The organism is Vibrio sp. 1727 (assembly GCF_033344415.1).
GTDB lineage: Bacteria > Pseudomonadota > Gammaproteobacteria > Enterobacterales > Vibrionaceae > Vibrio > Vibrio alginolyticus.
The window spans coordinates 47,224-71,207 of record NZ_JAWPOT010000002.1; the positions used below are offsets into that span (position 1 = coordinate 47,224).

Annotated in this window: 19 protein-coding genes and 1 pseudogene; 11 read left to right on the forward strand and 9 right to left on the reverse strand. The window is 46.7% G+C overall.

Going from position 1 to position 23,984, the window contains the following annotated elements; translation table 11 throughout:
• Positions 1-20: 20 nt before the first annotated feature.
• Positions 21-1,385 carry a cytochrome ubiquinol oxidase subunit I gene (locus tag R8O10_RS02650; protein ID WP_318191075.1) on the reverse strand — a complete coding sequence of 455 codons (1,365 nt, stop codon included), beginning with the start codon at positions 1,383-1,385 and terminating at the stop codon, positions 21-23.
• Between the two features lie 136 nt (positions 1,386-1,521).
• Here R8O10_RS02650 and R8O10_RS02655 point away from each other — a divergent pair, with 136 nt between their 5' ends.
• Positions 1,522-2,955, forward strand: a complete 1,434-nt coding sequence (locus R8O10_RS02655; RefSeq protein ID WP_318191137.1) for a PLP-dependent aminotransferase family protein — start codon at positions 1,522-1,524, stop codon at positions 2,953-2,955.
• A gap of 9 nt (positions 2,956-2,964) precedes the next feature.
• Here R8O10_RS02655 and R8O10_RS02660 read toward each other — a convergent pair whose 3' ends face one another.
• A complete protein-coding gene (locus tag R8O10_RS02660; protein WP_025767897.1) occupies positions 2,965-3,513 on the reverse strand; it encodes a sugar O-acetyltransferase in 549 nt (182 codons plus the stop codon).
• Positions 3,514-3,843: 330 nt separating this feature from the next.
• Between R8O10_RS02660 and R8O10_RS02665 the strand changes: the two genes are divergently transcribed.
• The gene (locus R8O10_RS02665; protein ID WP_318191076.1) at positions 3,844-4,710 is read left to right on the forward strand and encodes a mechanosensitive ion channel family protein; all 867 of its coding nucleotides are present in this window, start codon (positions 3,844-3,846) and stop codon (positions 4,708-4,710) included.
• A 98-nt stretch (positions 4,711-4,808) separates the two neighbouring features.
• Here the strand turns inward: R8O10_RS02665 and R8O10_RS02670 are convergent, their stop codons facing one another.
• From R8O10_RS02670 to R8O10_RS02700, 7 genes are all read right to left on the reverse strand, one after another.
• A complete protein-coding gene (locus tag R8O10_RS02670; protein ID WP_318191077.1) occupies positions 4,809-5,129 on the reverse strand; it encodes a DUF1840 domain-containing protein in 321 nt (106 codons plus the stop codon).
• 173 nt (positions 5,130-5,302) lie between these two features.
• The gene (locus R8O10_RS02675) at positions 5,303-6,205 is read right to left on the reverse strand and encodes a hydroxymethylglutaryl-CoA lyase (protein ID WP_005373253.1); all 903 of its coding nucleotides are present in this window, start codon (positions 6,203-6,205) and stop codon (positions 5,303-5,305) included.
• Positions 6,186-8,234, reverse strand: a complete 2,049-nt coding sequence (locus R8O10_RS02680) for an acetyl/propionyl/methylcrotonyl-CoA carboxylase subunit alpha (protein WP_005373251.1) — start codon at positions 8,232-8,234, stop codon at positions 6,186-6,188. Before R8O10_RS02680 ends, R8O10_RS02675 begins: the two co-directional genes overlap by 20 nt.
• Positions 8,227-9,009, reverse strand: a complete 783-nt coding sequence (locus tag R8O10_RS02685; RefSeq protein ID WP_005373249.1) for an enoyl-CoA hydratase-related protein — start codon at positions 9,007-9,009, stop codon at positions 8,227-8,229. Before R8O10_RS02685 ends, R8O10_RS02680 begins: the two co-directional genes overlap by 8 nt.
• A gap of 104 nt (positions 9,010-9,113) precedes the next feature.
• Positions 9,114-10,721, reverse strand: a complete 1,608-nt coding sequence (locus tag R8O10_RS02690; protein ID WP_005373247.1) for a carboxyl transferase domain-containing protein — start codon at positions 10,719-10,721, stop codon at positions 9,114-9,116.
• Positions 10,722-10,836: 115 nt separating this feature from the next.
• Positions 10,837-12,006: an isovaleryl-CoA dehydrogenase gene (locus R8O10_RS02695; RefSeq protein WP_318191078.1), complete on the reverse strand. Its 1,170-nt coding sequence runs from the start codon at positions 12,004-12,006 to the stop codon at positions 10,837-10,839.
• Between the two features lie 45 nt (positions 12,007-12,051).
• Positions 12,052-12,438 carry a MerR family transcriptional regulator gene (locus R8O10_RS02700; protein WP_005373242.1) on the reverse strand — a complete coding sequence of 129 codons (387 nt, stop codon included), beginning with the start codon at positions 12,436-12,438 and terminating at the stop codon, positions 12,052-12,054.
• A gap of 209 nt (positions 12,439-12,647) precedes the next feature.
• On the opposite strand from R8O10_RS02700, the gene R8O10_RS02705 reads away from it, so the two are divergent.
• From R8O10_RS02705 to betI, 9 genes and pseudogenes are all read left to right on the forward strand, one after another.
• A complete protein-coding gene (locus R8O10_RS02705; RefSeq protein ID WP_171345619.1) occupies positions 12,648-13,826 on the forward strand; it encodes a thiolase family protein in 1,179 nt (392 codons plus the stop codon).
• Between the two features lie 70 nt (positions 13,827-13,896).
• Positions 13,897-15,390 carry a CoA-acylating methylmalonate-semialdehyde dehydrogenase gene (locus tag R8O10_RS02710; RefSeq protein ID WP_171345620.1) on the forward strand — a complete coding sequence of 498 codons (1,494 nt, stop codon included), beginning with the start codon at positions 13,897-13,899 and terminating at the stop codon, positions 15,388-15,390.
• A 93-nt stretch (positions 15,391-15,483) separates the two neighbouring features.
• On the forward strand, positions 15,484-16,638 hold the full coding sequence (locus tag R8O10_RS02715) for an acyl-CoA dehydrogenase family protein (RefSeq protein ID WP_005373226.1): 1,155 nt from the start codon (positions 15,484-15,486) through the stop codon (positions 16,636-16,638).
• Between the two features lie 49 nt (positions 16,639-16,687).
• Complete coding sequence (locus tag R8O10_RS02720; RefSeq protein WP_017633670.1) at positions 16,688-17,464, forward strand: enoyl-CoA hydratase; 777 nt, start codon at positions 16,688-16,690, stop codon at positions 17,462-17,464.
• A 10-nt stretch (positions 17,465-17,474) separates the two neighbouring features.
• Positions 17,475-18,605, forward strand: a complete 1,131-nt coding sequence (locus R8O10_RS02725; protein ID WP_318191079.1) for an enoyl-CoA hydratase/isomerase family protein — start codon at positions 17,475-17,477, stop codon at positions 18,603-18,605.
• A 19-nt stretch (positions 18,606-18,624) separates the two neighbouring features.
• The gene (gene mmsB, locus R8O10_RS02730) at positions 18,625-19,521 is read left to right on the forward strand and encodes a 3-hydroxyisobutyrate dehydrogenase (protein ID WP_025767888.1); all 897 of its coding nucleotides are present in this window, start codon (positions 18,625-18,627) and stop codon (positions 19,519-19,521) included.
• Positions 19,522-19,530: 9 nt separating this feature from the next.
• Complete coding sequence (locus R8O10_RS02735; protein WP_005373217.1) at positions 19,531-20,289, forward strand: SDR family oxidoreductase; 759 nt, start codon at positions 19,531-19,533, stop codon at positions 20,287-20,289.
• Between the two features lie 462 nt (positions 20,290-20,751).
• Positions 20,752-22,773: pseudogene (locus R8O10_RS02740) on the forward strand (diguanylate cyclase).
• 605 nt (positions 22,774-23,378) lie between these two features.
• Entirely contained in the window at positions 23,379-23,978 is a 600-nt protein-coding gene (betI, locus tag R8O10_RS02745) for a transcriptional regulator BetI (protein WP_031778820.1), read from the forward strand.
• Positions 23,979-23,984: the final 6 nt, after the last annotated feature.

The following is a 23,984-nucleotide window of genomic DNA, read 5'->3' on the forward strand; positions in this document are numbered from 1 at the left end:
CCTTCACTTTGTGACAAATTCTAGATGCGGCCTGAAACGGTCGTCATGTCGTGCTCATCGTGTTCGATTGCATCGGGGCCTTTCTTGATTTGGTGGATCATGTAGTAATAACCAAAACCAAATACCAAGCTGTATACAACAAGGAAACACAGCAGGCTGATGCTCATTTGTAGGTCTCCGTGTGCAGAAACCGCATCACGCGTTTTTTGTACGCCATAAACGACCCAAGGTTGCCGACCAACCTCTGTCGTAAACCAGCCAGCGAGTATTGCGATAAGACCAGATGGCCCCATAAATAATGAAAACTTGAGGAACCAACGCGAGGTATAAAGCGTGTTCTTTTTTCGTAACCATATGCTGTAGAAGCTCTGAAAAATCATCAGAAGTCCTAGCCCGACCATGATTCGAAATGACCAAAAGACGATAGGTGAGTTCGGTTGTTCCTCTTTCGGGAAGTCTTTCAGCGCCGGGATTGGCTCAGTTAAACTGTGGCGTAGGATCAAACTTCCTAGAACAGGAATTTCTAAGGCATAGTCTGTGCGTTCTTGTTCCATGTTTGGCATGCCGAACAATATCAATGGGGTTGGTTTGCCATCGCTGTTATCCCAATGTCCTTCGATGGCGGCGATTTTGGCGGGCTGGTATTCCAAGGTGTTTAACCCGTGCACATCGCCAATCACGGCTTGGAGTGGCGCAAGGAACACTAAGATCCCGAGCGACATTGAAAACATCGTTTTTACCGCAGTCGATTGATTGCCTCTCAATAAATGCCAAGCGGCTGACGCGCCTACAAAGAGTGCTGAACTGACAAAAGCCGCGACGCTCATGTGCGCCAAACGATAAGGAAATGAAGGATTGAAAACGATAGCAAACCAGTCGGTTGGTACCACGCGTCCGTCGACAATTTCATAGCCTTGTGGCGTTTGCATCCAACTGTTGGAGGCGAGAATCCAGAACGTCGAAATGATCGTGCCTAACGCCACCATAGAGGTTGCAAAAAAGTGCAGATTTTCGCCGACGCGACGCCAACCAAACAGCATCACGCCAAGAAATCCAGCTTCGAGAAAGAAAGCCGTTAACACTTCATAAGTCAGTAATGGGCCAGTGATAGAACCAGCGAAGTCGGAGAAACCACTCCAGTTGGTGCCGAATTGATAGGCCATGACAAGGCCAGATACAACGCCCATCCCAAAGTTAACCGCAAAAATTTTCGACCAGAAGTGATAGAGCTTTTGGTAATCGGGATTACGTGTTTTTAGCCATAAGCCTTCCAGCACGGCGAGATAGGTGGCCAAACCTATGGTGATAGCGGGAAAAATAATATGAAAGGATACCGTAAAGGCGAACTGTATCCGTGCAAGCATAAATGCGTCGAGGCCAAACATTAAACTTCCTTTGATCTTTTAAGTTTTATGAGAGAGCTATTTTAAAAGGAGCGGAATGAGGGAAGTAGGTACAGACAGTGACTATAAACCTATAACAGATTAAATATTGAAGTGTTATTATTTTGAATTCAGCTTTATGGAGGGGGATTTGCGTTTGGCGAAGTATCAAGAGTTAGTGGAACAGCTTAAAAGGCAGATAAAATCGGGGATATGGCATCCGGGTGACAAGCTGCCTTCTCTGCGTCGCCAATCTGAACACTCGGGTTTAAGTTTGATGACGGTGTTGCATGCCTATCAAATTCTGGAATCTCAAGGCTGGGTGACGTCACAGCCGCGCTCTGGTTATCGAGTCGCTCCCAATATTAAGAGTTCAAATGAACCCCAAGCGCCAGCCGCGGTTTCGTGGACAGAGCAGGTAGACATCAATGAGTTTATCTTTGATGTTCTGCAGGCGAGCAAAAATCCATCCATGATCAATTTTGGCTTTGCCTATCCAGACCCAAGTTTGTATCCACGCTATCACGTGAATCGGGCGATGAGCGCAGCCGCTCGCAATATGCCGATTTCCACCACCTTTGATAACTTACCGCCGGGAAACGAGCAATTACGCACCATCATCGCGAAGCGTTATGCTGCGAAAGGCATTGAAATTTCACCCGATGAAATTGTTATTACGGCAGGCGCGCTGGAGGCGTTAACGCTCAGTTTGCAAGCCTGCACAAGGCCGGGAGATTGGGTGGTTGTGGAGTCGCCTGCATTTTATGGTGCATTGCAATCCTTAGAGCGGTTAGGTTTGAAAGCGCTCTCAGTAAGAACAGACCCAGTCACGGGCATTGACCTAGACTCATTGGAACGAGCGCTGCAAACACACGATGTGAAAGCATGTTGGCTGATGTCGAACTTCCAGAATCCTCTGGGTTTTACGCTTTCCAACGAGAAAAAACAAAAGCTGATTGAACTGACACAGCGATATAACGTGCCAGTAATTGAAGATGATGTGTACAGCGAACTGCATGCCGAGAATGACTCGGTTTACCCACTAAGAATGTTTGATGACACGGGTAATACCATGTTGTGCTCCTCGTTTTCAAAATCATTAATCGCAGGGCTACGTATTGGTTGGGTTGCGGCGGGAAAGCGGGCGCTAGAGGTACAAAAGTTACAGCTAATGAGTACATTAGCGACGAGTGCACCAGTGCAAATGACATTGGTACACTATTTAACAAGCCGCAATTATGAATCTCATTTGAAGCAGTTACGGAAAAAGCTGTTTGAACGTAAAAGTAAGATGACGGTTCTGCTTAGTGAGCTGTTACCTGAAGCAGTCAAAGTGTTAAGCCAAAGCGGTGGGTACTTTATTTGGTTAGAGCTTCCCAAGCATATTGATGCCTTGCCGATATATCGAGAAGCGCTAAAAGGTAATATCAGCATCGCACCGGGAAAGATGTTCAGCCTGACAGAACAATACGATCACTGTATTCGTCTTAACGCTTCTTTTGAGCTCAATGACAAATATGTTCATGCTCTCAATCTGCTCGCTAATATTATTCGCGAGCATTTGGCGAAATAGCGACTTTCTTCAGTTTTTTGGTTTAATGGAGCGCGCCGGATTTCCAACAACTCGATCGCCCGGCGCAACGTCTTTGGTTACGACAGAGCCAGCGCCGACGACGGCCTCATCGCCAATGGTCACGCCCGGCAGTATGATTGCGCCCCCACCAATCCAAACGTTATTGCCAATTGTTACCGGTTTGGCGATCTCATCTCCGGCTAAGCGTCTTTGTGTATCGAGTGAATGAGCGGCTGTGTAAATTTGCACTCTAGGCCCAATCATGACGTTCGCGCCAACCTCAACCTGCCCATTGTCCAGAATAATGGCATCCCAGTTGATGTAGGTGTTTTCTCCGATGGACAAGTGACAACCGTAGGTAAGTTGTAGCGGTGGCTCTATACAGGCGCTGTTTTTTAATTGGACGCCCATTTCCGCCAATAGCTGTCTACGGATATCTGGGTTTGGTTCGTGGTTAAATTGGAAGACAAGCTGCGCAGTTTTGGCGCGCATTAGCTTTAGTTCTTCATCCAGACAATTATAGGTTTCTCCAGAGCGCATCCGAGTCAGTTCTGACATAACAATCATTCCATCAATGTTATTTGCAATAAGGTGCATAATAGGTGAGAGTGATTCGAAGTGAAAATTTGATGCTTAAAAATCAGAAAGTTATCACTGATTTACCTTGCGTATCCAGTTGGTTGATTGGCTCGTTTAGTTCACAAAGACGTATTCCCTAAATGGCTTAATCGGTTGAAAAAGTGGGAAACCACTCGAAGCGTTTTACGTAGATTACAATATAGTTAATAGGAAGAACTTAATTGAGCCGCTGCGCTATCGATTGGGCTAAAAATATAAGACTTATGCGCTCTGGCTTGCTGGTAACGATGAATCAAGAGTGAGCACTTTATGTTCGAACGGGTCATTTCATTTTTAGAAACAACACTGTTTACCTTTAACGAACAACCTATCACGTTGTGGGCGATATTGATGGTGCCGACATGGGTCATTGTCGCTTTATGGTTATCCAAAATTTTGATCAAAACCGTTACGTCAAGAATGTCTTCATCGGGGAAAGACCCAAACGTGATTCATTTGGTTAAACGGATATTATTTGTCATCGCTCTCGCCATTATTTTTATGACCACACTTTCGATGATAAATGTGCCAATTACCGCGTTTGCCTTTCTGTCTGGTGCCATCGCTATCGGCTTCGGTTTTGGTGCGCAAAACATCATTAACAACTTCATAAGTGGCTGGATTTTGATTGGTGAAAAGCCAATCCGAATTGGGGACTTTTTAGAGGTTGAGGGCGCCAAAGGCACTGTCGAGCAAATAAATACACGCTCAACGAGAATCAGACGAACCGATGGTGTTCATATGCTCATACCCAACAGTCAGTTGATTGAGAACGTGGTGATCAACTGGACGTTATGCGACAGATTAGTTCGTGGCTCTGTCGTCGTCGGTGTCACGTATGGGAGCGATGTCAAACAGGTTGCTGCCTTAATGGCGGAAGTGACTTCGCAGCAAGCGAAAGTTCTGAGTTCGCCAGCGCCAGATGTGTTTTTTCAAGACTTTGGTGACAATGCTTTGATCTTCGAATCTTATTTTTGGATTAACTCAACGGTTGAGGGCGGTATTCGCTCGGTCGCAAGTGCCATGCGTTTTGAAATCTACGAAGCTTTCGAAAAGCACGGCATTGAAATCGCGTTTCCACAACGAGATGTGCACATTGATGGGCAAATCAAGTTGTCTAGGGAGAGAAACGGATAGGGCGATAAGCGGTATTGGTGTTCTTATCTTGGTGTCGAGTAACCATAGCGAGGCGGTCACAACACGGATTCACCTCGCTAGAAACCAGTTTGAAGGCGTTATTGGTTGTCCCACATGACTTCGCATTCTTCTTTGATTGCTGATTTTAGCAACTCAATCAGTGGAAACGCTCTGCGTCCTAGGTTTACCGCGGGCTCTGCTTGTTCTTCCTCTTCGTCTACATCAGTAGGGAGGTTTTCTTCAGCTGCATTTTTCGCAGATAGAGCAGAAGTTAATCTTGATAACGCGTCAGGAACATCTTGAGCGGAAATTGATCCCGGCACCGTGCCGCTGTGACCCATCATTTTGAGCATATCTAATGCAATATCACCAAACATTGTGACGTTTGAGTGGCTTCGACAACGAAATGTTATGAGCATTTACCTGATCCTGTTTTATATGTTCGCTTTGAAACTAAATTGTAGCTGAAATCAGGCACTAATTAATGTGATGAAGACCGTTGAGCGTTAAGGTTTTTATGAGTAACAATAAAAAACGGGCACGTACGTCTGCATGCCCGTTTAAATACATTACCTGATTGGTTGTTGATGATTTACAAGCTATACGGATCGCCCAGAGCTAATGCGACCCTAGAAGCAGGAGACTTTCCTAACGCACGGCAAATTTGCCAACCCGCTTCATTGATGACGCCAAGGTCAACGCCTGTTTCAATCCCAAGTTGCTCACACAGATAAAGTACATCTTCCGTTGCAACATTGCCACTGGCTCCTTTCGCGTAAGGGCAGCCGCCGAGCCCCGCTACTGCGCTATCAATGGTGTTGATGCCCATTAACAAGGCTTGGTAGATATTGGCTAATGCTTGTCCATAAGTGTCATGAAAATGTACTGCGAGCGCGTCTTTTGGCAGTAGCGTTAACAACGAATCCAGCATGGCGATAACGCGATTAGGCGTTGCTTTACCGACAGTATCACCGAGCGAAATCTCATAACATCCCATATCAAACAACGTATTGGCGACCTTGGTAGTTTGCTCTGGCTTGATTACTCCCTCATATGGACACACCATGGTACAAGACAAGTACCCGCGTACAGGAATGTTGTGCTGGTTCGCCAATTCGATAACGGGTTCAAATCGAGCGAGACTTTCGGTAATGCTGCAGTTGATGTTCTTCTGGCTGAACGTTTCTGAAGCGGAGCCAAACACCGCAATTCGCTTTACACCGCTTTCCAGCGCACGTTCTAACCCTGCGAGATTTGGTGTGAGCGCGCTATAAACCACTTCAGGCTTTTTTGAGATACCAGCAAACACCTGATCGGAATCGGCCATTTGAGGCACCCACCTTGGAGAGACGAAAGATCCCGCCTCAATATGCTTTAAGCCACTGCTGCTTAGTTGGTTAATCAAACGGATTTTATCAACCAGCGTCACTGACGTTTCATTTTGCAGACCATCACGAGCGCCGACTTCGACGATATTAACCTTCGCTGGTAGCATATTCGCGCTCCTTATCTTCACTGACGTTATCCGATATCAAAGCCAAATTCAGCAGGATGGAACCGTGCTGTACTTGGTCCCCGTGCTGATAAAACAATTCGTCGACTTTTGCTGCTACCGGAGCCGTGATGGTGTATTCCATTTTCATTGCTTCGAGTACCAAAAGCGGATCGCCCGCCGCCACTTCGTCACCTTTAGCCACCATAACTGCTGAAATTATGCCGTTGAGTGGTGCGGTTGGACTTAGTTCATCATCTACATCTTTTGCAGAGTCAAAGTTAGGTTGATGAGCGAACGTGCGCTGCTGACCAAGATAAAATAGTGTTGTTCTTTGTTCATCGCTAAGTGCATTAAAGGTGTAACGCACATTATCAATATCGACGATAAACTGGTTGTCACTTTCAAGCAGGATGACCTGATGCAGATCCTCGCCGCATCGGACAGTGAAGTGAGATCCTGTATCTTGCGATGATTGTTGCAAACGTGCCTGATGGTTGGCATTGGCATCCGTGAAGTTAAATCGGTAAACGTTGTCAACTGACAGTCTAAAACCTCGTTTGGTTGGCGCGGGTAACGTTGAGCTGTCTGATTTTGAAATGAGATCATTCCAACGAGCAACCGCCGCCAATGTAAGCCAGATTGAATCCGAGACGTCTTGCTGCTCATTTATGCCTTGTTGATGTCTTACGAGGAAACCTGTATCGAGCTCAATCTCGGCAAAGGCTGGCTGCGAAATAATACTGTGCAGATAACCAATGTTTGTCGTTACGCCACGTACGTGATATTGAGTTAACGCCTGCTTAATCTGCTTTAGAGCGATATCACGAGTTTGCCCCCAGACGATCAGCTTGCTGATCATTGGATCGTAATATTCGCTGATGCTATCGCCTTGGGTAACACCACTATCAACGCGTACGCACGCTAGGCGCACACTACTGTCTGATACGGGTTCTTTTAAGTAATCAATGCGGCCAGTCGACGGCATAAAGTCATTGTCTGTATCTTCTGCGTAAATTCGCAGCTCAATTGAATGACCGTTGTGGGTGATTTCCGATTGCGAAATAGGTAAATGCTCGCCAGCTGCGACTTTGAATTGCCACTCCACCAAATCAACGCCGGTGATCAATTCAGTGACAGGGTGTTCAACTTGCAGACGGGTATTCATCTCCATGAAGTAGAATTGACCTCGGCTATCGAGTAAGAACTCCACCGTGCCAGCGCCAACATAGTCGATCGCTTGAGCGGCCTGAACCGCAGCTTCACCCATTTGTTTACGCAGTTCATCACTAAGACCGGGAGCTGGTGCTTCTTCGACTACTTTTTGGTGACGACGCTGAATGGAACAATCGCGATCAGAAAGATAGACACAGTTGCCACGCTGGTCTGCGAATACCTGAACTTCCACGTGGCGAGGCTGCAATATGCATTTTTCGATTAGAAGCTGCTTATCGCCAAAGCTTGAAAGTGCTTCACGCTGCGCTCCGTCGATAGCCAGCGGCATTTCGGCTGCGCTGTTGACCACTCGCATGCCTTTGCCGCCGCCACCTTGTGTTGCTTTAAGCATCACTGGGTAACCGATTTTTTCAGCTTCCGCTAATAAGTGCTCTACGCTGTTGTCTGTGCCGTGATAGCCGGGAACCAAGGGCACGTTCGCCTCAGACATGATGGCTTTGGCTTGCGACTTCGAACCCATTGCTTCAATTGCGCTGGTGGGAGGGCCAATAAAAACAATGCCATTTTCGCTGCACGCTTTCGCCAGTTTAGGGTTCTCGGAAAGAAAACCATACCCAGGGTGGATAGCATCGGCTTGCCATTTTTTCGCAGCGCCGATAATTGCATCGATATCGAGATACGATTCACTCGCAGGAGCGGGGCCAATGAATTCAGCGAAATCCGCTTGTTTAACATGTAAGCTGCTGCGATCCGCTTCGGAATAGACGGCAACCGTCTCTATAGCCATGCTTTTTGCGGTTTTAATGATTCGGCAGGCAATTTCACCGCGGTTTGCGATCAGTATTCTTTTAAACATGATTCCTCCAATTGGCGGCGCGCTTTTCAAAAAATGCACTCAGTCCTTCTTGTCCTTCTTCGGACACGCGGGCGGTTGCAATAGCTTGGCTGGTGTATTCAATTAATGAATGCTCGATAGGTTGATTGTCACAACGTAAGCAGAGCGTTTTTGCTGCCTGCATGGCTTGTGGACCGTTGTTAAGCAGGTGATCAATGGTGCGATTGACGGCTTCACGTGGTTGAGAGTCTATCTGATGAAGAATACTCATCGATAGTGCGGTTTCGGCATCAATCAGTTCCGCGGTTAAAAAGTAGCGTCGGCTTTGTCGTTGTCCAATCGCTCGAATGACGTAGGGTCCGATTGTCGCGGGTAACAAACCGAGTTTCACTTCACTCAAACAGAAGCGGCTTTCAGGTGTACCGATAGCGATATCGCAGCAGCAGATAAGCCCAAGTGCGCCGCCAAATGCAGCGCCATGCACCATAGCAATGGTTGGTTTGCTAAAGGTATCCAGTTTGTGCAAGAGCAACGCTAACTGCTGTGCATCTTGCAGATTTTCCCCCTCGGTTTTGGTGGCCATTGACTGCATCCAGCCAAGATCCGCACCCGCAGAAAAGTGTTTACCTTGCGCCGTTAGTACCAATGCACGTAGAGAGTTGTCTCTCTCAAGTTTTTCCAAGGTGTCGATAAGTGAAGCAATTAATTCATCATTAAACGCGTTGTGTTTCTCTGGTCGATTGAGGCTCAACCAAGCAACGCCATTGCTGTCTTTTTCAAGCAGTAGTCCGGTCATGTGACTTCCTTTGTCTGACATTTCAGTCTGTATTTCAATGCTCGCTAACCATTACTTTTTAAACATCGGTATTCGCGAGGAGTTAAGGTTTGCCTTGCATCCGGCTACATGCGGAAGATGCCAAATTTACTGTCTGGTATTGGCGCATTAAGCGCAGCAGACAGAGCAATGCCGACAACATCACGGGTTTTCGCAGGGTCAATAATGCCGTCGTCCCACAGGCGTGCACTGGCGTAGTATGCATGGCTTTGAGTCTGATATTGCTCCGCAATTGGACGTTTGAACGCTTCTTCTTCCTCTACGCTCCAGCTTTCACCTTTGCGAGTTTTGATATCGCGGGTCACTTGCGCCATCACGCCAGCCGCTTGCTCTCCACCCATGACGGAGATGCGTGCGTTTGGCCACATCCACATCATGGTTGGATCATAAGCGCGGCCACACATGCCGTAGTTTCCTGCGCCATACGATCCACCAATAACCACGGTAAACTTCGGCACGTCTGCACACGCAACAGCAGTTACCATTTTCGCACCATGTTTGGCGATGCCTTCGGCTTCGTACTTCTGACCGACCATAAAGCCCGTGATGTTCTGCAAGAAGAGCAGAGGAATTTTGCGTTGTGCGCACAGCTCAATAAAATGCGCGCCTTTTTGTGCTGATTCCGAAAATAGAATGCCGTTGTTAGCGACAATGCCAATCGGCATACCGTGAATATGGGCAAAGCCACAGACCAAGGTTTCGCCGAACAAGGCTTTAAATTCATCGAACTGGGAATCATCAACAATTCGGGCAATGACCTCTTTAACATCAAACGGCTTTTTGAGATCGGTCCCGACGATGCCGTACAGCTCTTGGGCAGGAAAATGTGGTTCCTGTGGTGCTTTTTGCTTGAGTTGAACGGGTTTCAAGTGGTTAATTTGAGAAACGGCTTGTCTTGCCAACTCTAACGCGTGGTGATCATTTTCTGCGTAATAGTCCGCCACACCAGAGGTGCGACAATGAACGTCTGCGCCACCAAGATCTTCCGCACTGACTTCTTCACCTGTCGCTGCTTTTACAAGAGGTGGACCTGCCAAAAAAATCGTGCCTTGTTCTTTGACTATGATGGATACGTCGCACATGGCAGGGACATAAGCGCCGCCAGCGGTACATAGCCCCATGACCACCGCAATTTGTGGAATGCCTTTGGCCGACATACGGGCTTGGTTGTAGAAAATACGGCCAAAATGGTCTTTATCTGGGAAGACTTCATCTTGGCGGGGGAGGTTAGCACCGCCAGAGTCGACTAAGTAAACACACGGCAGTTGGCATTTTTCTGCAATTTCTTGTGCTCTTAAGTGCTTTTTCACGGTGAGTGGGTAGTAACTGCCGCCTTTTACCGTCACGTCGTTCGCGACGATCATGCACTCAGTGCCGTCAATCACACCCACACCTGCAACCACTCCAGCACATGGAACGTAATCTGGATACACATCCCAGCCAGCAAATTGACCAATTTCTAGAAAGGACGAACCAGGGTCGAGTAGGGCAAGAATGCGCTCACGTACCGGAAGTTTGCCTTTCTTCTGCTGATGCTCGCGGGCTTTCTCACCGCCACCATCTTCTATTTGGGCAGTCACGGTATAAAGTTGATCTACAAGTGACGCCATAGAGCGGTAGTTTTCCTGATACTGCTCTGAATGGGTATTAATATTGGTCGTCAAACAAGCCATAAATAGCCGATCTCCATTCGGTAGACGGGTGTCACCACCCGTCTTTATTTAGGTTGAATAAGATTTAGATTGAATAAGGAAGTTGTTTCGAGTTCGAACCGCCTAGGTATGATGATTAGGCGCTTTCGTTAAACAATTCGCGACCAATAAGCATGCGGCGAATTTCTGACGTGCCCGCACCGATTTCATACAGCTTGGCATCTCGCAACAAACGGCCCGTATCAAACTCGTTGATGTAGCCGTTACCGCCAAGTAGTTGAATCGCATCCAGTGCCATCTTGGTTGCCAGCTCTGCGCTGTAGAGGATCGCGCCAGCAGAATCTTTACGTGTGGTTTCACCGCGATCACAAGCGGCAGCGACGGCGTAAACATACGCTTTAGCGGCATTCATTTGTGTGTACATATCCGCGATTTTTGCTTGAACTAGCTGGAATTCACCGATGGATTTACCGAACTGTTTACGGTCGTGAATGTAAGGCACAACGATATCCATACACGCCTGCATGATGCCAAGTGGGCCGCCTGCAAGCACCACACGTTCGTAGTCGAGGCCGCTCATCAATACTTTCACGCCTTGGTTTTCTTCGCCGAGAATATTCTCCGCAGGGACCTCGCAGTTTTGGAAGACCAGCTCACACGTATTCGAGCCGCGCATGCCCAACTTGTCGAGTTTTTGTGCTTGAGTAAATCCAGGGAATCCGCGTTCCACAATAAACGCCGTGATGCCTTTGGAGTGCTGGTTTGGGTCGGTTTTTGCGTAGACAACATAGGTGTGTGCATCAGGGCCGTTGGTGATCCACATTTTGTTGCCATTTAATAGGAAAATATCGCCTTTACGTTCGGCTTTAAGCTGCATAGAGACCACATCAGAGCCGGCGCCGGGTTCACTCATAGCAAGGGCGCCGATATGTTCACCGGAGATGAGCTTAGGTAGGTATTTCTCTTTTTGCGCTTGTGTGCCGTTACGGTGGATTTGGTTGACGCAAAGGTTGGAGTGAGCGCCGTAACTTAACGCAACCGAAGCGGATGCTCGGCTTATTTCTTCCATAGCGATAACGTGGGCGAGATAGCCCATGCCTGCACCACCAAACTCTTCGCTGGTGGTCACACCTAAAAGACCCATGTCACCTAATTTGGACCAAAGATGGTTTGGAAAGTCGTTAGTTTGGTCGATAGATTGCGCTAGCGGCGCAATTTCTCTTGCAGCAAAACTATTGATTTGCTCGCGAAGCAAATCGGTATTTTCGTCATAAACAAAGTTCAGGGAAGAGTAGGTAGATTTCATTGCGTGTCCTTGCCTTTACGTCACCTACATCCCAGAGTTGAGGTGTTAGGTGACTTTTTCGCCTTTCATGGATCTCAGTGTGTTTTGGCATCGCAACTGCGCAGCATTTAACTCCATCATTACCGCTTGAATGTCGTTTGCTTGCTGTTGCAATGCTGCCTTCTTCTCTTCGATCAACCGAATCATATAGTTCAACTGCTCAGTACTTTGATCGGTATCGTAGAGTTCAAATAACTCTTTGATATCTGCAAGAGAAAAGCCCAATCGCTTACCTCGCAAAATCAGTTTTAGTCGAATTCGATCGCGACCATTGTAGATTCGAGTGTTGCCTTTACGTTCTGGAGTTAGGAGACCTAAATCTTCGTAGAAGCGAATGCTTCGAGTAGTAATGTCGAACTCTTTCGCGAGCTCGCTGATCTTAAATGTGTTCATTCCTTAACCTTACGACTTTCGTATAACATTCACATGAATATACAATTCGTTAACGTTAAAGTAAACAAACAACATCCACTCTTGAGCCTTGATATCACTCGCATTTACTCAAAATCAAAGAGTCACTCGAACAAACAATAACCTCAAACTTGACGTTAACGTAAATGTTAGTATAGTTATGACGTAAACGTCAACAAAAGGTTAATGGAATGAAAAATGAAACATGGATTGTTGCCGCTAAGCGAACGCCTATCGGCTCTTTTCAAGGTGCATTAGCTTCAACAGATGTCACGGAACTCGGTGCGAAAGCCATTCAAGGGGCGCTAGCCGAAAGCCAACTCGATGTGCACAAAATAGACGAAGTGTTGATGGGATGCGTTTTACCCGCCGGTGTGGGGCAAGCGCCTGCAAGACAAGCAAGTCTTAAAGCTGAAATGCCACAATCGATTGGTTGTACGACACTGAACAAAGTTTGTGGATCGGGTATGAAAACCGTCATGCTGGCATATGACCTTATTCAATCTGGTAATGCGCATGCTGTCATCGCTGGTGGCATGGAAAACATGTCGTCTTCTCCTTATCTATTAAAGAAAGCGCGTGATGGTTTCCGTTTAGGTCACGAGCAAGTGCTTGATCACATGTTTTATGACGGGTTGCAGGATGCCTACCAAGGCGAGCTGATGGGTGTCTTTGCAGAACAGACGGCGCAAAAGTATCAGTTCAGCCGTGAAAGTATGGATGCCTGGGCGCAACAGTCGGTGACTCGTGCGCAGCAAGCAATCGAACAAGGTTTGTTCAAAGAAGAGATCGTGCCTGTTAACGTAAAAAGTCGACGCGGCGAAACCCTGGTTGTAGATGATGAGCAACCGAGCAAACTCGACGTCACTAAAATTCCTACCTTACGCCCTGCGTTTGCCAAAGATGGCGGCGTAACCGCAGCAAACTCTAGTTCCATTTCGGATGGTGCGTCGGCAATGATCTTAGTCGATAGTGAGTTTGGTCGTCAGGAAAACCTTCAGCCTCTAGCCAAAATTGTCGCGTACAGCACGCATGCAAGACAGCCTGATGAGTTCACCATCGCACCAGTCTTCGCGATTGAATCGCTGCTGGAAAAAACGGGCTGGGACAAATCAGACGTGGACCTTTGGGAAATCAATGAAGCGTTTGCAGTTGTAACGCAGTACGCAGTGAAAGCGCTTGAGTTGGATGCAAGCAAAGTGAATCCACGTGGCGGCGCATGTGCGTTAGGCCATCCAATTGGTGCAAGTGGTAACCGAATCCTCGTCACTTTGATTCACGCTCTTAAACAGGCAGGCGGCAAACGCGGTGTCGCATCACTTTGTATTGGTGGTGGCGAGGCAACCGCTATCGCGATTGAAATCTGCTAAATCACTCTCAACAAAGTTTCACTTACATAACAGTAGTCAGTAACAAGCTGAAAAATACAAGGATGTCATCATGACAGAACAAGTAAAGCAGTATATCGGTGGTGAATTTGCCATCTCCGATTCAAAACAATGGCTAGATGTAACCAACCCGGCAACCAACGAAGTGATTGCACAAGTACCTTGTGCCACGGAATCGGAAATGAATGCGGCGATTGCCAGCGCAACAGAAACGTTCAAACGCTGGAAAGAAGTTGCAGCGCCGGAGCGTGCGAGATTGATGTTGCGCTACCAACATCTGTTAAAAGAGCAACACGATGAGTTGGCGATACTGCTTTCAAGTGAGACAGGCAAAACCCTCGCGGATGCAAAGGGTGACATTTGGCGCGGAATTGAAGTGGTAGAGCAAGCTGCAAACATTTGTAGCTCAATGATGGGCGAAACGGTGGAAAACGTCGCGACCAATATTGATGGTTACTCTTACATTCAACCGCTCGGTGTTTGTGCTGGCATCACACCCTTTAACTTCCCTGCGATGATCCCATTGTGGATGTTCCCGATGGCGATCGCTTGTGGCAACACCTTTATTCTAAAACCTTCGGAACAAGTTCCGCTGACTGCAATGAAATTGGCGGAGCTGTTTGAACAAGCTGGCGCACCAAAAGGCGTATTGCAAGTTGTTCACGGGACCAAAGAGCAAGTCGACCGCATTCTGACTGATCCAGTCGTTCGTGCGATCTCTTTTGTTGGCTCTGTGCCCGTTGGTGAGCACATCTACAAAACAGGTACAGACAACCTGAAACGCGTGCAGTCATTTGCAGGTGCTAAGAACCACATGGTCATCATGCCGGATGCAAACAAACAGCAAGTCATCAATAACCTAGTTGGTGCGTCAGTTGGTGCTGCAGGCCAACGCTGTATGGCGATTTCGGTTGCCGTATTTGTCGGCGAAACCAAAGAATGGATTCCAGAGCTTAAAGAGGCGTTAGCTCAGGTTCAGCCTGGCGCGTGGGATGATGAAACCGCCGGTTATGGTCCACTGATTAGCCCTCAAGCGAAGCAGCGAGTGGTGAATCTGATTAATGAAGGCAAAGCGTCAGGCGCGAATTGTGTTCTGGACGGGACAGAGTGCCAAGTACCTGGCTTCCCGAACGGTAACTGGGTGGGGCCAACACTGTTTACCAACGTGACCACAGACATGTCGATTTATCAGGAAGAAATTTTCGGGCCTGTGCTGTTAACTATGGAAGTGGATGACCTAGATGAAGCGATTGAACTGATCAATGCAAACCGCTTTGGTAATGGTACGTCTATTTTCACGGCGAACGGCGCTGCCGCGAGAAAGTATCAACACAATATCGAAGTAGGTAACGTAGGCATCAACGTTCCGATTCCGGTGCCATTGCCATTTTTCTCATTTACTGGGTGGAAAGGCAGCTTCTACGGCGACCTGCATGCTTACGGTAAACAAGCGGTTCGCTTCTACACCGAGACGAAAACGGTCACCGCGCGTTGGTTTGAAGATGACATTCCAAGCGGTCCAAACATGACCATTCAACTTAGCTAATTACTGGATTAGCGACACCTCTAGCCAAGCGCCACCGTTTAAGTGGGCTTGGCTCGGATACAAATGCAACGAATTAGACCTTAGGACTTCAAGATGGATTTTGAATTAAACGAAGATCAACTCGCGTTTGCCGAAGTAGCAAAGCAGTTTGCAGACCAAATGTTAGCGCCTCATGCGGCCGAGTGGGATGAAAACCATCACTTCCCTAAAGATGTACTGCGTCAGGCGGGTGAGCTGGGCTTTCTGAGCATCTATACGCCGCCAGAGCATGGTGGCTTAGGGTTATCTCGTTTGGATGCGGCGATCATTTTCGAGCAGTTGGCTATGGGTTGTACCGCGACTACTGCGTTTATGACCATTCACAACATGGCGACGTGGATGATCACCAGCTTTGCCAAAGCAGAAGTGGCGCAGCAATTTAGCGCGGATCTAATTTCGGGTGAAAAGCTCGCTTCCTACTGTTTAACCGAACCTAATGCCGGCTCTGACGCCGCTTCTCTAACGACTAGCGCAGTGCGTGATGGCGATGAGTTTGTCCTCAATGGCGCAAAAGTGTTTATCTCGGGTGCGGGTGATACAGATGTTCTCGTCGTGATGGCGCGTTCGTGTGGTGAAGGAGCGGGTGGCGTTTCTGCATTCGTTGTTCCTGCTGATTGCGAAGGCATTAGCTACGGTAAAAAAGAAGCCAAAATGGGTTGGAACTGCCAGCCAACTCGCATGATTACCTTCGAAAATGTCCGCATTCCGGCTGACTATCTGTTGGGTGAAGAGGGAGAAGGCTTTAAGTTCGCCATGCTTGGCCTTGATGGTGGTCGAATCAATATCGCTACTTGTTCCGTCGGTACTGCGCAACAAGCACTGAACGAAGCCAAGCAATATATGAACGAACGCAAACAGTTCGGCCGTTCACTGGCGCAATTTCAAGCGTTGCAGTTCAAGCTTGCTGATATGGCGACTGAGCTGGTCGCTGCGCGTCAAATGGTGCGACTCGCTGCCGCTAAACTCGATGCCCAGCACGCAGAAAAAAGTGCGTACTGTGCCATGGCAAAACGCTTTGCTACTGATGTGGGCTTTAAAGTCTGCGATCAGGCGCTGCAAATTCACGGTGGCTATGGCTACATCAAAGAATATCCAGTCGAGCGCCATTTCCGAGACGTTCGTGTTCACCAAATTCTTGAAGGTACCAACGAAATCATGCGTCTGATCGTCGCAAGACGATTACTAACGGAAGGCGTTGAGCTGCTTTAGTCAGCGAGACACAGCCTTACCTAAAGAAATTAAAAAGGACTGAAAGATTATGACGGCACAAATCAAATTAGAGCGCGAAGCGCATATTGCCAAGCTCACGATTAGTAATCCGCCAGCGAACACTTGGACGCTTGAGTCTTTGAATCAGCTAAAAGAGTTGGCAATTGAACTTAGTAATGATCGCTCTATTTATGCGTTGGTTTTAACAGGCGAAGGCGAGAAATTCTTTTCTGCTGGAGCAGATCTTAATAACTTTGCATCGGGTGATAAATCACAAGCAGCAAACATGGCGTTCGCATTTGGTGAAGCGTTTGAAGCGCTTTCTGCATTCGATGGGGTTTCTATCGCAGCGATTAATGGTTACGCGATGGGCGGCGGTCTGGAAGTGGCGATGGCGTGTGACATTCGTATCGCAGAAGAACAAGTACAAATGGCACTTCCTGAAGCATCGGTAGGTTTGTTGCCGTGTGCGGGTGGGACGCAAAACCTGACCGCGTTGGTAGGTGAAGGTTGGGCGAAGCGTATGATCCTGTGTGGCGAGCGTGTGACGGCCGAGCGAGCGGAAAAAATTGGGTTAGTCGAAGAGGTGGTGGCGAAAGGTCAAGCACTCGAAGCGGCTATGGAGCTAGCACAGCGTGTTGCAGGTCAATCACCGAAATCTGTGTCTGCGTGCAAAACGCTAATTCAAGGTCGACGCAGCCAAACTCATGCAGCTGGATTGGTTTTGGAGCGTGAACTGTTTTTACAGCTGTTCAATACACAAGATCAGACTGAGGGTGTGAATGCGTTTTTGCAAAAGCGCAAGCCACAATGGACAAACAGCTAGCGGAGGCCAAATGACAGGTACAGTAAATGTTTCAAAACTTGAGTGCGCTGATGGCTCTGTTATTGGTGTGCTGGAGCTGGATAATCCAGCTGCTCTCAACGCGTTGAGTTACGTGATGATTGAGAAGTTGTACAAACAGCTTAGTGAATGGCAAACGGACGACAGCGTCGTCGCGGTATTCTTGCATGCTCAAGGTGAAAAAGCGTTTTGTGCTGGTGGCGATATTCAAGCGATCTACCGTGCACTTGAAAACAAAGAGCAAGACTTTGATTCTGCGTTTTCAGCGATGGAAACCTTCTTTGACCTCGAATATCGCTGTGACCATCTTATTCATACTTATCCAAAACCGATCATCGCGTGGGGACATGGTTATTTGATGGGCGGGGGAGTTGGCCTGTTTATGGGTGCCAGCCATCGCGTAGCAGAAACCACCACACGCTTTGCAATGCCAGAGATTAAAATTGGCCTTTACCCAGATGTAGGCGCGACGTACTTCCTGAACCAGTTGCCAAAACATTTGGCACTGTTCTTAAGTTTGACTGCTTGCCAAATTAACGCAACAGATATGAAAGCGTTGGGGTTAAGCCAATGGATTGCACAGCCAGAAAACAAGCAAGTGCTGCTGGATCTGCTTGCATCGGTAAGTTGGAAAGGTGAAGCGAACATCAACGAAAAAATCGCCACTACGCTGCGTTCGGTACACGTGGACGAGCCAACCGAAGGGATGTTGATGCCCTATGCGGAATTGATTGAGCAGTTATGTTCGGGTGACTTAGCGTCAATTGTTGATGCAATCAGCCGTGCTAACGTTGATAACAAGTGGTTCGTCAATGCGCAGAAGTCACTGAACTATGGCAGTCCGTTGTCGCTCAGTATCACTTATCAGCAGTTAACGCAGTATCAAAACCTCTCTTTGAAAGCGTGTTTTGATATGGAATTTAACCTAACACTACGTTGTGGCTTAGAAGGTGATTTTAGAGAAGGGGTTCGTGCGCTGATTATTAATAAAACCAATCAACCGACTTGGCAACATCGCACGGTTTCTGACGTAACGCCACAAGTTTTGGAGCGCTTCTTCTCGCCAATTGACTCAGCAGAATACCCACTGACCGCATCGTCGGTAGCTATAGCGGCACTTTAGTACAAGGAAGAAATACGATATGGACAAAATTGCATTTATTGGCCTTGGTAACATGGGTGCGCCTATGGCTAAGAATCTACTCAAAGCGGGCTTGAATGTCGAAGTATTTGATTTGAACCCAAGCGCAGTTGAGGAGTTGACCGCATTGGGCGCTTCAAGTGCCGATTCCGTTCAGCAGGCAGTACAAGGTGTGGAGGTGGTTGTCACTATGCTGCCAGCGAGCCAACACGTTCAAAGCGTTTATCTTGGTCAAGATGGCATCTTAGATAGCGTCGAATCAGGCACCTTGCTGATTGATTCATCCACCATCGATCCTACGACTGCTCGTTTGGTTGGCGAAAAAGCATCGCAACTTGGTATCAGTTTTGTTGATGCGCCAGTATCTGGTGGCGTTGCGGGCGCAGCAGCAGGTACGTTAACTTTCATTGTTGGCGGCTCACAAGAGAACTTTGTTCAAGCCAAAGCGGTGCTTAGCCACATGGGTAAAAACATCTTCCATGCTGGTGATGCTGGAGCTGGTCAGGTGGCGAAGATCTGCAATAACATGATGTTGGGCATTTTGATGAGCGGCACCTGTGAAGCACTCAATTTAGGGATGGAAAACGGACTCGATCCCAAAGTGCTTTCCGACATCATGTTGCAAAGTTCAGGGCGTAACTGGGCGCTAGAGCTTTATAACCCTTGCCCAGGTGTGATGGAAAATACGCCTGCAAGCAATGGTTATCAAGGCGGCTTTATGAGCCAGTTAATGGCTAAAGATCTGGGTCTTGCGATGGAAGCGGCGGTTGCCAGTCAAACATCAACGCCAATGGGCAGCTTGGCTCGTAATCTGTTTAATTTTCACAACGGTCAGGGCAACGGGCAAAAAGATTTTTCGAGCTTGTTTGAGTTCTACCAAAAGCAAAATCAGGCCTAAGGAGCGCTTATGGAGTTAGCAAATAAGGTCATTGCGATCACGGGGGCAGGGCAGGGGCTGGGTAAACAAATGGCACTGTCACTGGCGGAAAATGGCGTTCATCTTGCGCTTATCGACCTCAATTCAGATCAACTGGCTGAAACGAAAGCGGAATGTGAATCTCTCGGCGTTACCGCTCGTTTTTATGTGACGAACGTGACTGACGAACAGCAGGTGTGCACTGCTTTTGAGCAAATTGAGGCAGATTTCAAGCAGCTCAATGGCGTTATCAATAACGCAGGTATTATGCGTGATGGTATGTTCATTAAAGTCAAAGATGGTCAGGTTAACACGATGTCGCTGGAACAATTTCAGTCTGTTCTAGATGTGAATGTAACAGGCACTTTCCTGTGTGGCCGTGAAGCGAGCAAGGTAATGCTGAACACCGATAGCAAAGGGGTTCTGATCAACATATCCAGCGTTGCGCGTGCCGGGAATATTGGTCAAACCAACTATTCAGCATCTAAAGCGGCGGTAGCCACCATGGCAACGGTGTGGGCGAAAGAGTTAGGGCGTTTCGGAATTCGCTCAGTGGCGATTGCTCCGGGTGTCATCAAAACTGCCATGACAGACCAAATAAAACCTGAAGCGATGGAACGTTTAATCGGAATGATTCCGGTTGGACGTTTAGGTTTGGCGGATGAAATTTCATCGACCATAAAATACGTGTTAACCAACGAATTCGTGACCGGAAGAGTGTTCGAAGTCGATGGCGGAATGCGAATGTAACCCCTTCTGCAACATAAAAAAGGGGAGCGAGTTTGATTGTCCGCTTCCTTCCATTTTCTCCTTTCTTTTATTGCTTCTATCTGAAAAATGTATTGGATGCATGGTCGACTGCTATCTCATCGAACGGTATAAAAATTGATTCTATTTCTAATGTGAATGGTTAGTTCTATATTGCTTGTCATGTAAATGTATCAACTCACAACTAAGACGATCTTTTGTCTCACTAACGAGATCGTCATTCTTGGTGTGTAAAAAACATTCTTATTGGTCATATTGTAACCGAAAACTATTTCGGCATCTAAAGATGGTGATTTATTATTCAGCGCAAAATACATGGGAATATGAGGCTGACTGAATAACCTTCAGTTGTCTTAATAATAAATAATCAGAATTCTCAATTACACTGAAGTAACTACCCATTAGGGAAGAGCAATAATGTCACTATTTCATTCGCTTAGGACGATGCCGCTATTATTGGGGTGTCTGTGTTTTTCTGTTCAGGCCTCCACAGAAAAGGTGGAACAGGAAGGTAAGTTTTTACAGTCGTTAGAAGGCATCGAAAATCAAATTTACGCATTACCTCAGAGTTCTTTAGCTTTGATTGAAGCGTTAGAAGAAGAGTCTTTACTACAAAACCAACCAACAGCGCTGTTGGTGCGTTACTGGCTTGCCAAGGCCACGGTTTTAGAGCTGCTAGGGCGCGTAGAAGAGAGTCAGAGTGTCGTTCAAAAAGGATTGGAGCTTGTGCGTCCACAGAGCCATGAGTATCTCCTGTTTAAGTTGATTCAGATGCGAACTATGGTTGGAAAGAGCGATATCGATACCGCGCTTTCTGCGTTGGATAGCTTGTTGGAAACATCGCGTGAGAATGGTGATAAGCAACTTGAATCATAAATCCTGTTGCTAAAAGGACGCTATTACGATGAGCAAGGTGAGTTTAAAAAATCCTATGCTGCACTTATGTCGTCCATGGATGCGGCTGAATCTTCAGGTGTTCACGGGCTGGTCGAACGTGCAGCACTAGAGCTAGGTGACGTACTTGTCAAAATTCAGGGTTACGACCGATCTGAGGCGCTTTTGGAACAAGCATATCGCTATTTTAGGGATAGGCGTATGTCGTTCAATGAGTTGTTGAGCGTTTTGACGATAGCGAAACTTCATAAAGCACAGTTCCAATACGAAGAGGCGATAGCGTCATATCAGCGAGCGTTAAAGCTGGCTCAAATTATCGGTGATGGACGCTTTAGATTTCGAGTTAACCTTGAACTTGCAGCTTTATATCGCGAGACGAAACAAGAAAAGAAGATGGTTAACCACTTGAAGCTGGCGGAGAATTTACAGTACAGAGAAACGTCTAGCGCGTATTTGGCAACATTTAAGTTGTTACAAGCCGAATATATGTTAGAGCAGCAGCAATTTGAAATACTTTTAGCGATGATCGCGCCAATGCTGCCGGAGATTATAGAGAGTCGATACGTCAAGCAACAGCAAATGGAGCTACTAAAAGTCGCCGCTATGGCCTATGCGGGAAGCAATGACTTTAAACTAGCATTCGAAACTTACGGTAACTATCACGATAAATTTATCCAATTTAGCAATCAAAGAGAAGTTGAAAATCTTGAGCGCCAGCAGACGTTATTTGAGTTGGAACGACTTGAATATGAGAACGAAGATCTCAACTGGAACAATGTTTTGCAGCGTATGGAGCTAGAAAATAACCGTCGTACTTTTTACTTATTGGGTGAAGCGCTACTTGCGCTCATCGGTGTTCTATTTTTGATGGCGGTAGTATTTCTCGTCGTCAATCGCTCGCGTTTGAGAATGCGTCGCCTCGCAAAGACAGACACATTGACAGGGTTGTTCAATCGCCGTTTTTTAGAGGACTGGTTCACTAAGCCAGTAGAAGTGAGGCGTGAGCGAAAAGAGAAACCGGTACCTCAATCTAAGCAAGAAAAAATACAACACTTTGTTTTTGAGCAAGTCGAGCAAGTTAAGTACGGTTATCTAGCTTTAAATAAATGGGTAGATAGCAAACTCGATAAACAGAAAATGGTGCCAAATAAACCACAATCGGGGCCAGTAACTTTAGCGTTAATCGATGTGGATTATTTCAAGCAGGTAAATGATACCTATGGGCATGTGTTTGGAGATACCGTACTAACGGGCGTTGCCAAAGTGTTGGAGGAAACTGTACGTGAGAACGACATTGTTGCTCGCTTTGGTGGTGAAGAGTTTGTTGTTGTTATGCCCAATACAGACCATGAAAACGCCCTTATTACTGCCGAACGTTTACGTAGCGCTTTATCCCTACATGGCTTTGTTACGGAACAGAAAGAAGAAGTGAGAGTGACCTGTAGTTTTGGAGTCGTTACCACTGAAGATAATGAGATGAGCTTTAAATCACTTTGCGATCAGGCCGATAAATTGCTTTATCAAGCGAAAGCGAACGGACGCAACTGCGTGAAAGGTCGCTCGCTAGCGTAACAGAAATCAAAAGTTCAGGCTCATCGCACGATGAATCTGAACTTATCCCTCCCATTTACTTTGATAGCCAAGTGACTTTGAGATCCTTGCTTCGAATATAAAACGCTGAATCTAAAATCTTAAAGTCACTTGGCGATATTACTTAAAAATGGCTTAAGGATATCGAATCGCATATTCATGGCGTTCAATATAACCTCTCTTTTTGCCTCCTTCACCTTCAAAGTGCGAATGCCACTTGTGTCTACAAAACTATAACAAACTAGTGTGTCTATTCTTTGTACAAACAAACCATGTACAGGTGAAATGATTAGTGGTCGATATAAATTTTTTGTGGCACAGATTTTTGTTGTTCAAAAATCAACTCGTTCATCATCGTTTTAAAAATGGATTGATATTTAAGTGATTGATTTTAATTGCTTTATTTGTTTGTTCTTAAACTGAAATCTAGTTATCCCGACAAGTTCTTACCGAGCAATTTTTCGTACACCCTCAACTTTTCATCCTTTTTTACTAACATTTTTCTTTAAAAATAATTTGAGTTCGAATTAATTTTCAGGCATTTTATATTTAACTAACCGTTCAATTAAAAATAACAGGGACGCAAAATGCCAAAGGTGGGGATGCCTGAAATCAGAAAACCGCAGCTTGTGAAAGCGACAATGTCAGTGATTGATAGAGTCGGTTTACACGCGGCGAGTATTTCGTTAATCAGCAAAGAAGCCGGTGTATCAACGGGGATTATCAACCACTATTTCGGTGGTAAGCACGGATTGCTGGAGGAAACGATGCGCGAAATCTTGCGTCAGCTTTCGTCCACTATCACACAGAAGTTACGTGAGCTGCCAAGTGATGCTCATCACCAAAGAATTAACGCCATCATTGATGGTAACTTTGTCGGCTATCAGGCAGAAAACCAAGTTGCTAAGACTTGGCTGGCGTTTTGGTCGTACTCAATGCATGACGAGCAGCTCAAGCGTTTGCAGCGTGTCAACGAACGACGTCTATTGTCCCATCTAAGAAAAGAACTCAAAGCATTATTAAATGCAGAGCAGGCTGAATTGGTTGCTCATGGTATTGCATCACTTATTGATGGAATTTGGCTGCGCGGAACGCTCAACCCGCACGGCATTGATGCAGAAAGAGCGAGAATCATCATCAACGATTATCTCGAAAAACAACTTACGTTTTATTCTGAAAAAATATAAAAGTTA

Bases quoted from the DNA above. Each gene is read 5' to 3' on its own strand.
- R8O10_RS02665 (WP_318191076.1), top strand. From the start codon at position 3,844: ATGTTCGAACGGGTCATTTCATTTTTAGAAACAACACTGTTTACCTTT.
- R8O10_RS02695 (WP_318191078.1), bottom strand. From the start codon at position 12,006: ATGAAATCTACCTACTCTTCCCTGAACTTTGTTTATGACGAAAATACC.
- mmsB (WP_025767888.1), top strand. From the start codon at position 18,625: ATGGACAAAATTGCATTTATTGGCCTTGGTAACATGGGTGCGCCTATG.
- R8O10_RS02685 (WP_005373249.1), bottom strand. From the start codon at position 9,009: ATGACCGGACTACTGCTTGAAAAAGACAGCAATGGCGTTGCTTGGTTG.
- R8O10_RS02660 (WP_025767897.1), bottom strand. From the start codon at position 3,513: ATGTCAGAACTGACTCGGATGCGCTCTGGAGAAACCTATAATTGTCTG.
- R8O10_RS02690 (WP_005373247.1), bottom strand. From the start codon at position 10,721: ATGGCTTGTTTGACGACCAATATTAATACCCATTCAGAGCAGTATCAG.
- R8O10_RS02735 (WP_005373217.1), top strand. From the start codon at position 19,531: ATGGAGTTAGCAAATAAGGTCATTGCGATCACGGGGGCAGGGCAGGGG.
- R8O10_RS02675 (WP_005373253.1), bottom strand. From the start codon at position 6,205: ATGCTACCAGCGAAGGTTAATATCGTCGAAGTCGGCGCTCGTGATGGT.
- R8O10_RS02655 (WP_318191137.1), top strand. From the start codon at position 1,522: ATGGAGGGGGATTTGCGTTTGGCGAAGTATCAAGAGTTAGTGGAACAG.
- R8O10_RS02715 (WP_005373226.1), top strand. From the start codon at position 15,484: ATGGATTTTGAATTAAACGAAGATCAACTCGCGTTTGCCGAAGTAGCA.
- R8O10_RS02670 (WP_318191077.1), bottom strand. From the start codon at position 5,129: ATGCTCATAACATTTCGTTGTCGAAGCCACTCAAACGTCACAATGTTT.
- R8O10_RS02680 (WP_005373251.1), bottom strand. From the start codon at position 8,234: ATGTTTAAAAGAATACTGATCGCAAACCGCGGTGAAATTGCCTGCCGA.
- R8O10_RS02705 (WP_171345619.1), top strand. From the start codon at position 12,648: ATGAAAAATGAAACATGGATTGTTGCCGCTAAGCGAACGCCTATCGGC.
- R8O10_RS02720 (WP_017633670.1), top strand. From the start codon at position 16,688: ATGACGGCACAAATCAAATTAGAGCGCGAAGCGCATATTGCCAAGCTC.
- R8O10_RS02710 (WP_171345620.1), top strand. From the start codon at position 13,897: ATGACAGAACAAGTAAAGCAGTATATCGGTGGTGAATTTGCCATCTCC.
- R8O10_RS02725 (WP_318191079.1), top strand. From the start codon at position 17,475: ATGACAGGTACAGTAAATGTTTCAAAACTTGAGTGCGCTGATGGCTCT.
- betI (WP_031778820.1), top strand. From the start codon at position 23,379: ATGCCAAAGGTGGGGATGCCTGAAATCAGAAAACCGCAGCTTGTGAAA.
- R8O10_RS02650 (WP_318191075.1), bottom strand. From the start codon at position 1,385: ATGTTTGGCCTCGACGCATTTATGCTTGCACGGATACAGTTCGCCTTT.
- R8O10_RS02700 (WP_005373242.1), bottom strand. From the start codon at position 12,438: ATGAACACATTTAAGATCAGCGAGCTCGCGAAAGAGTTCGACATTACT.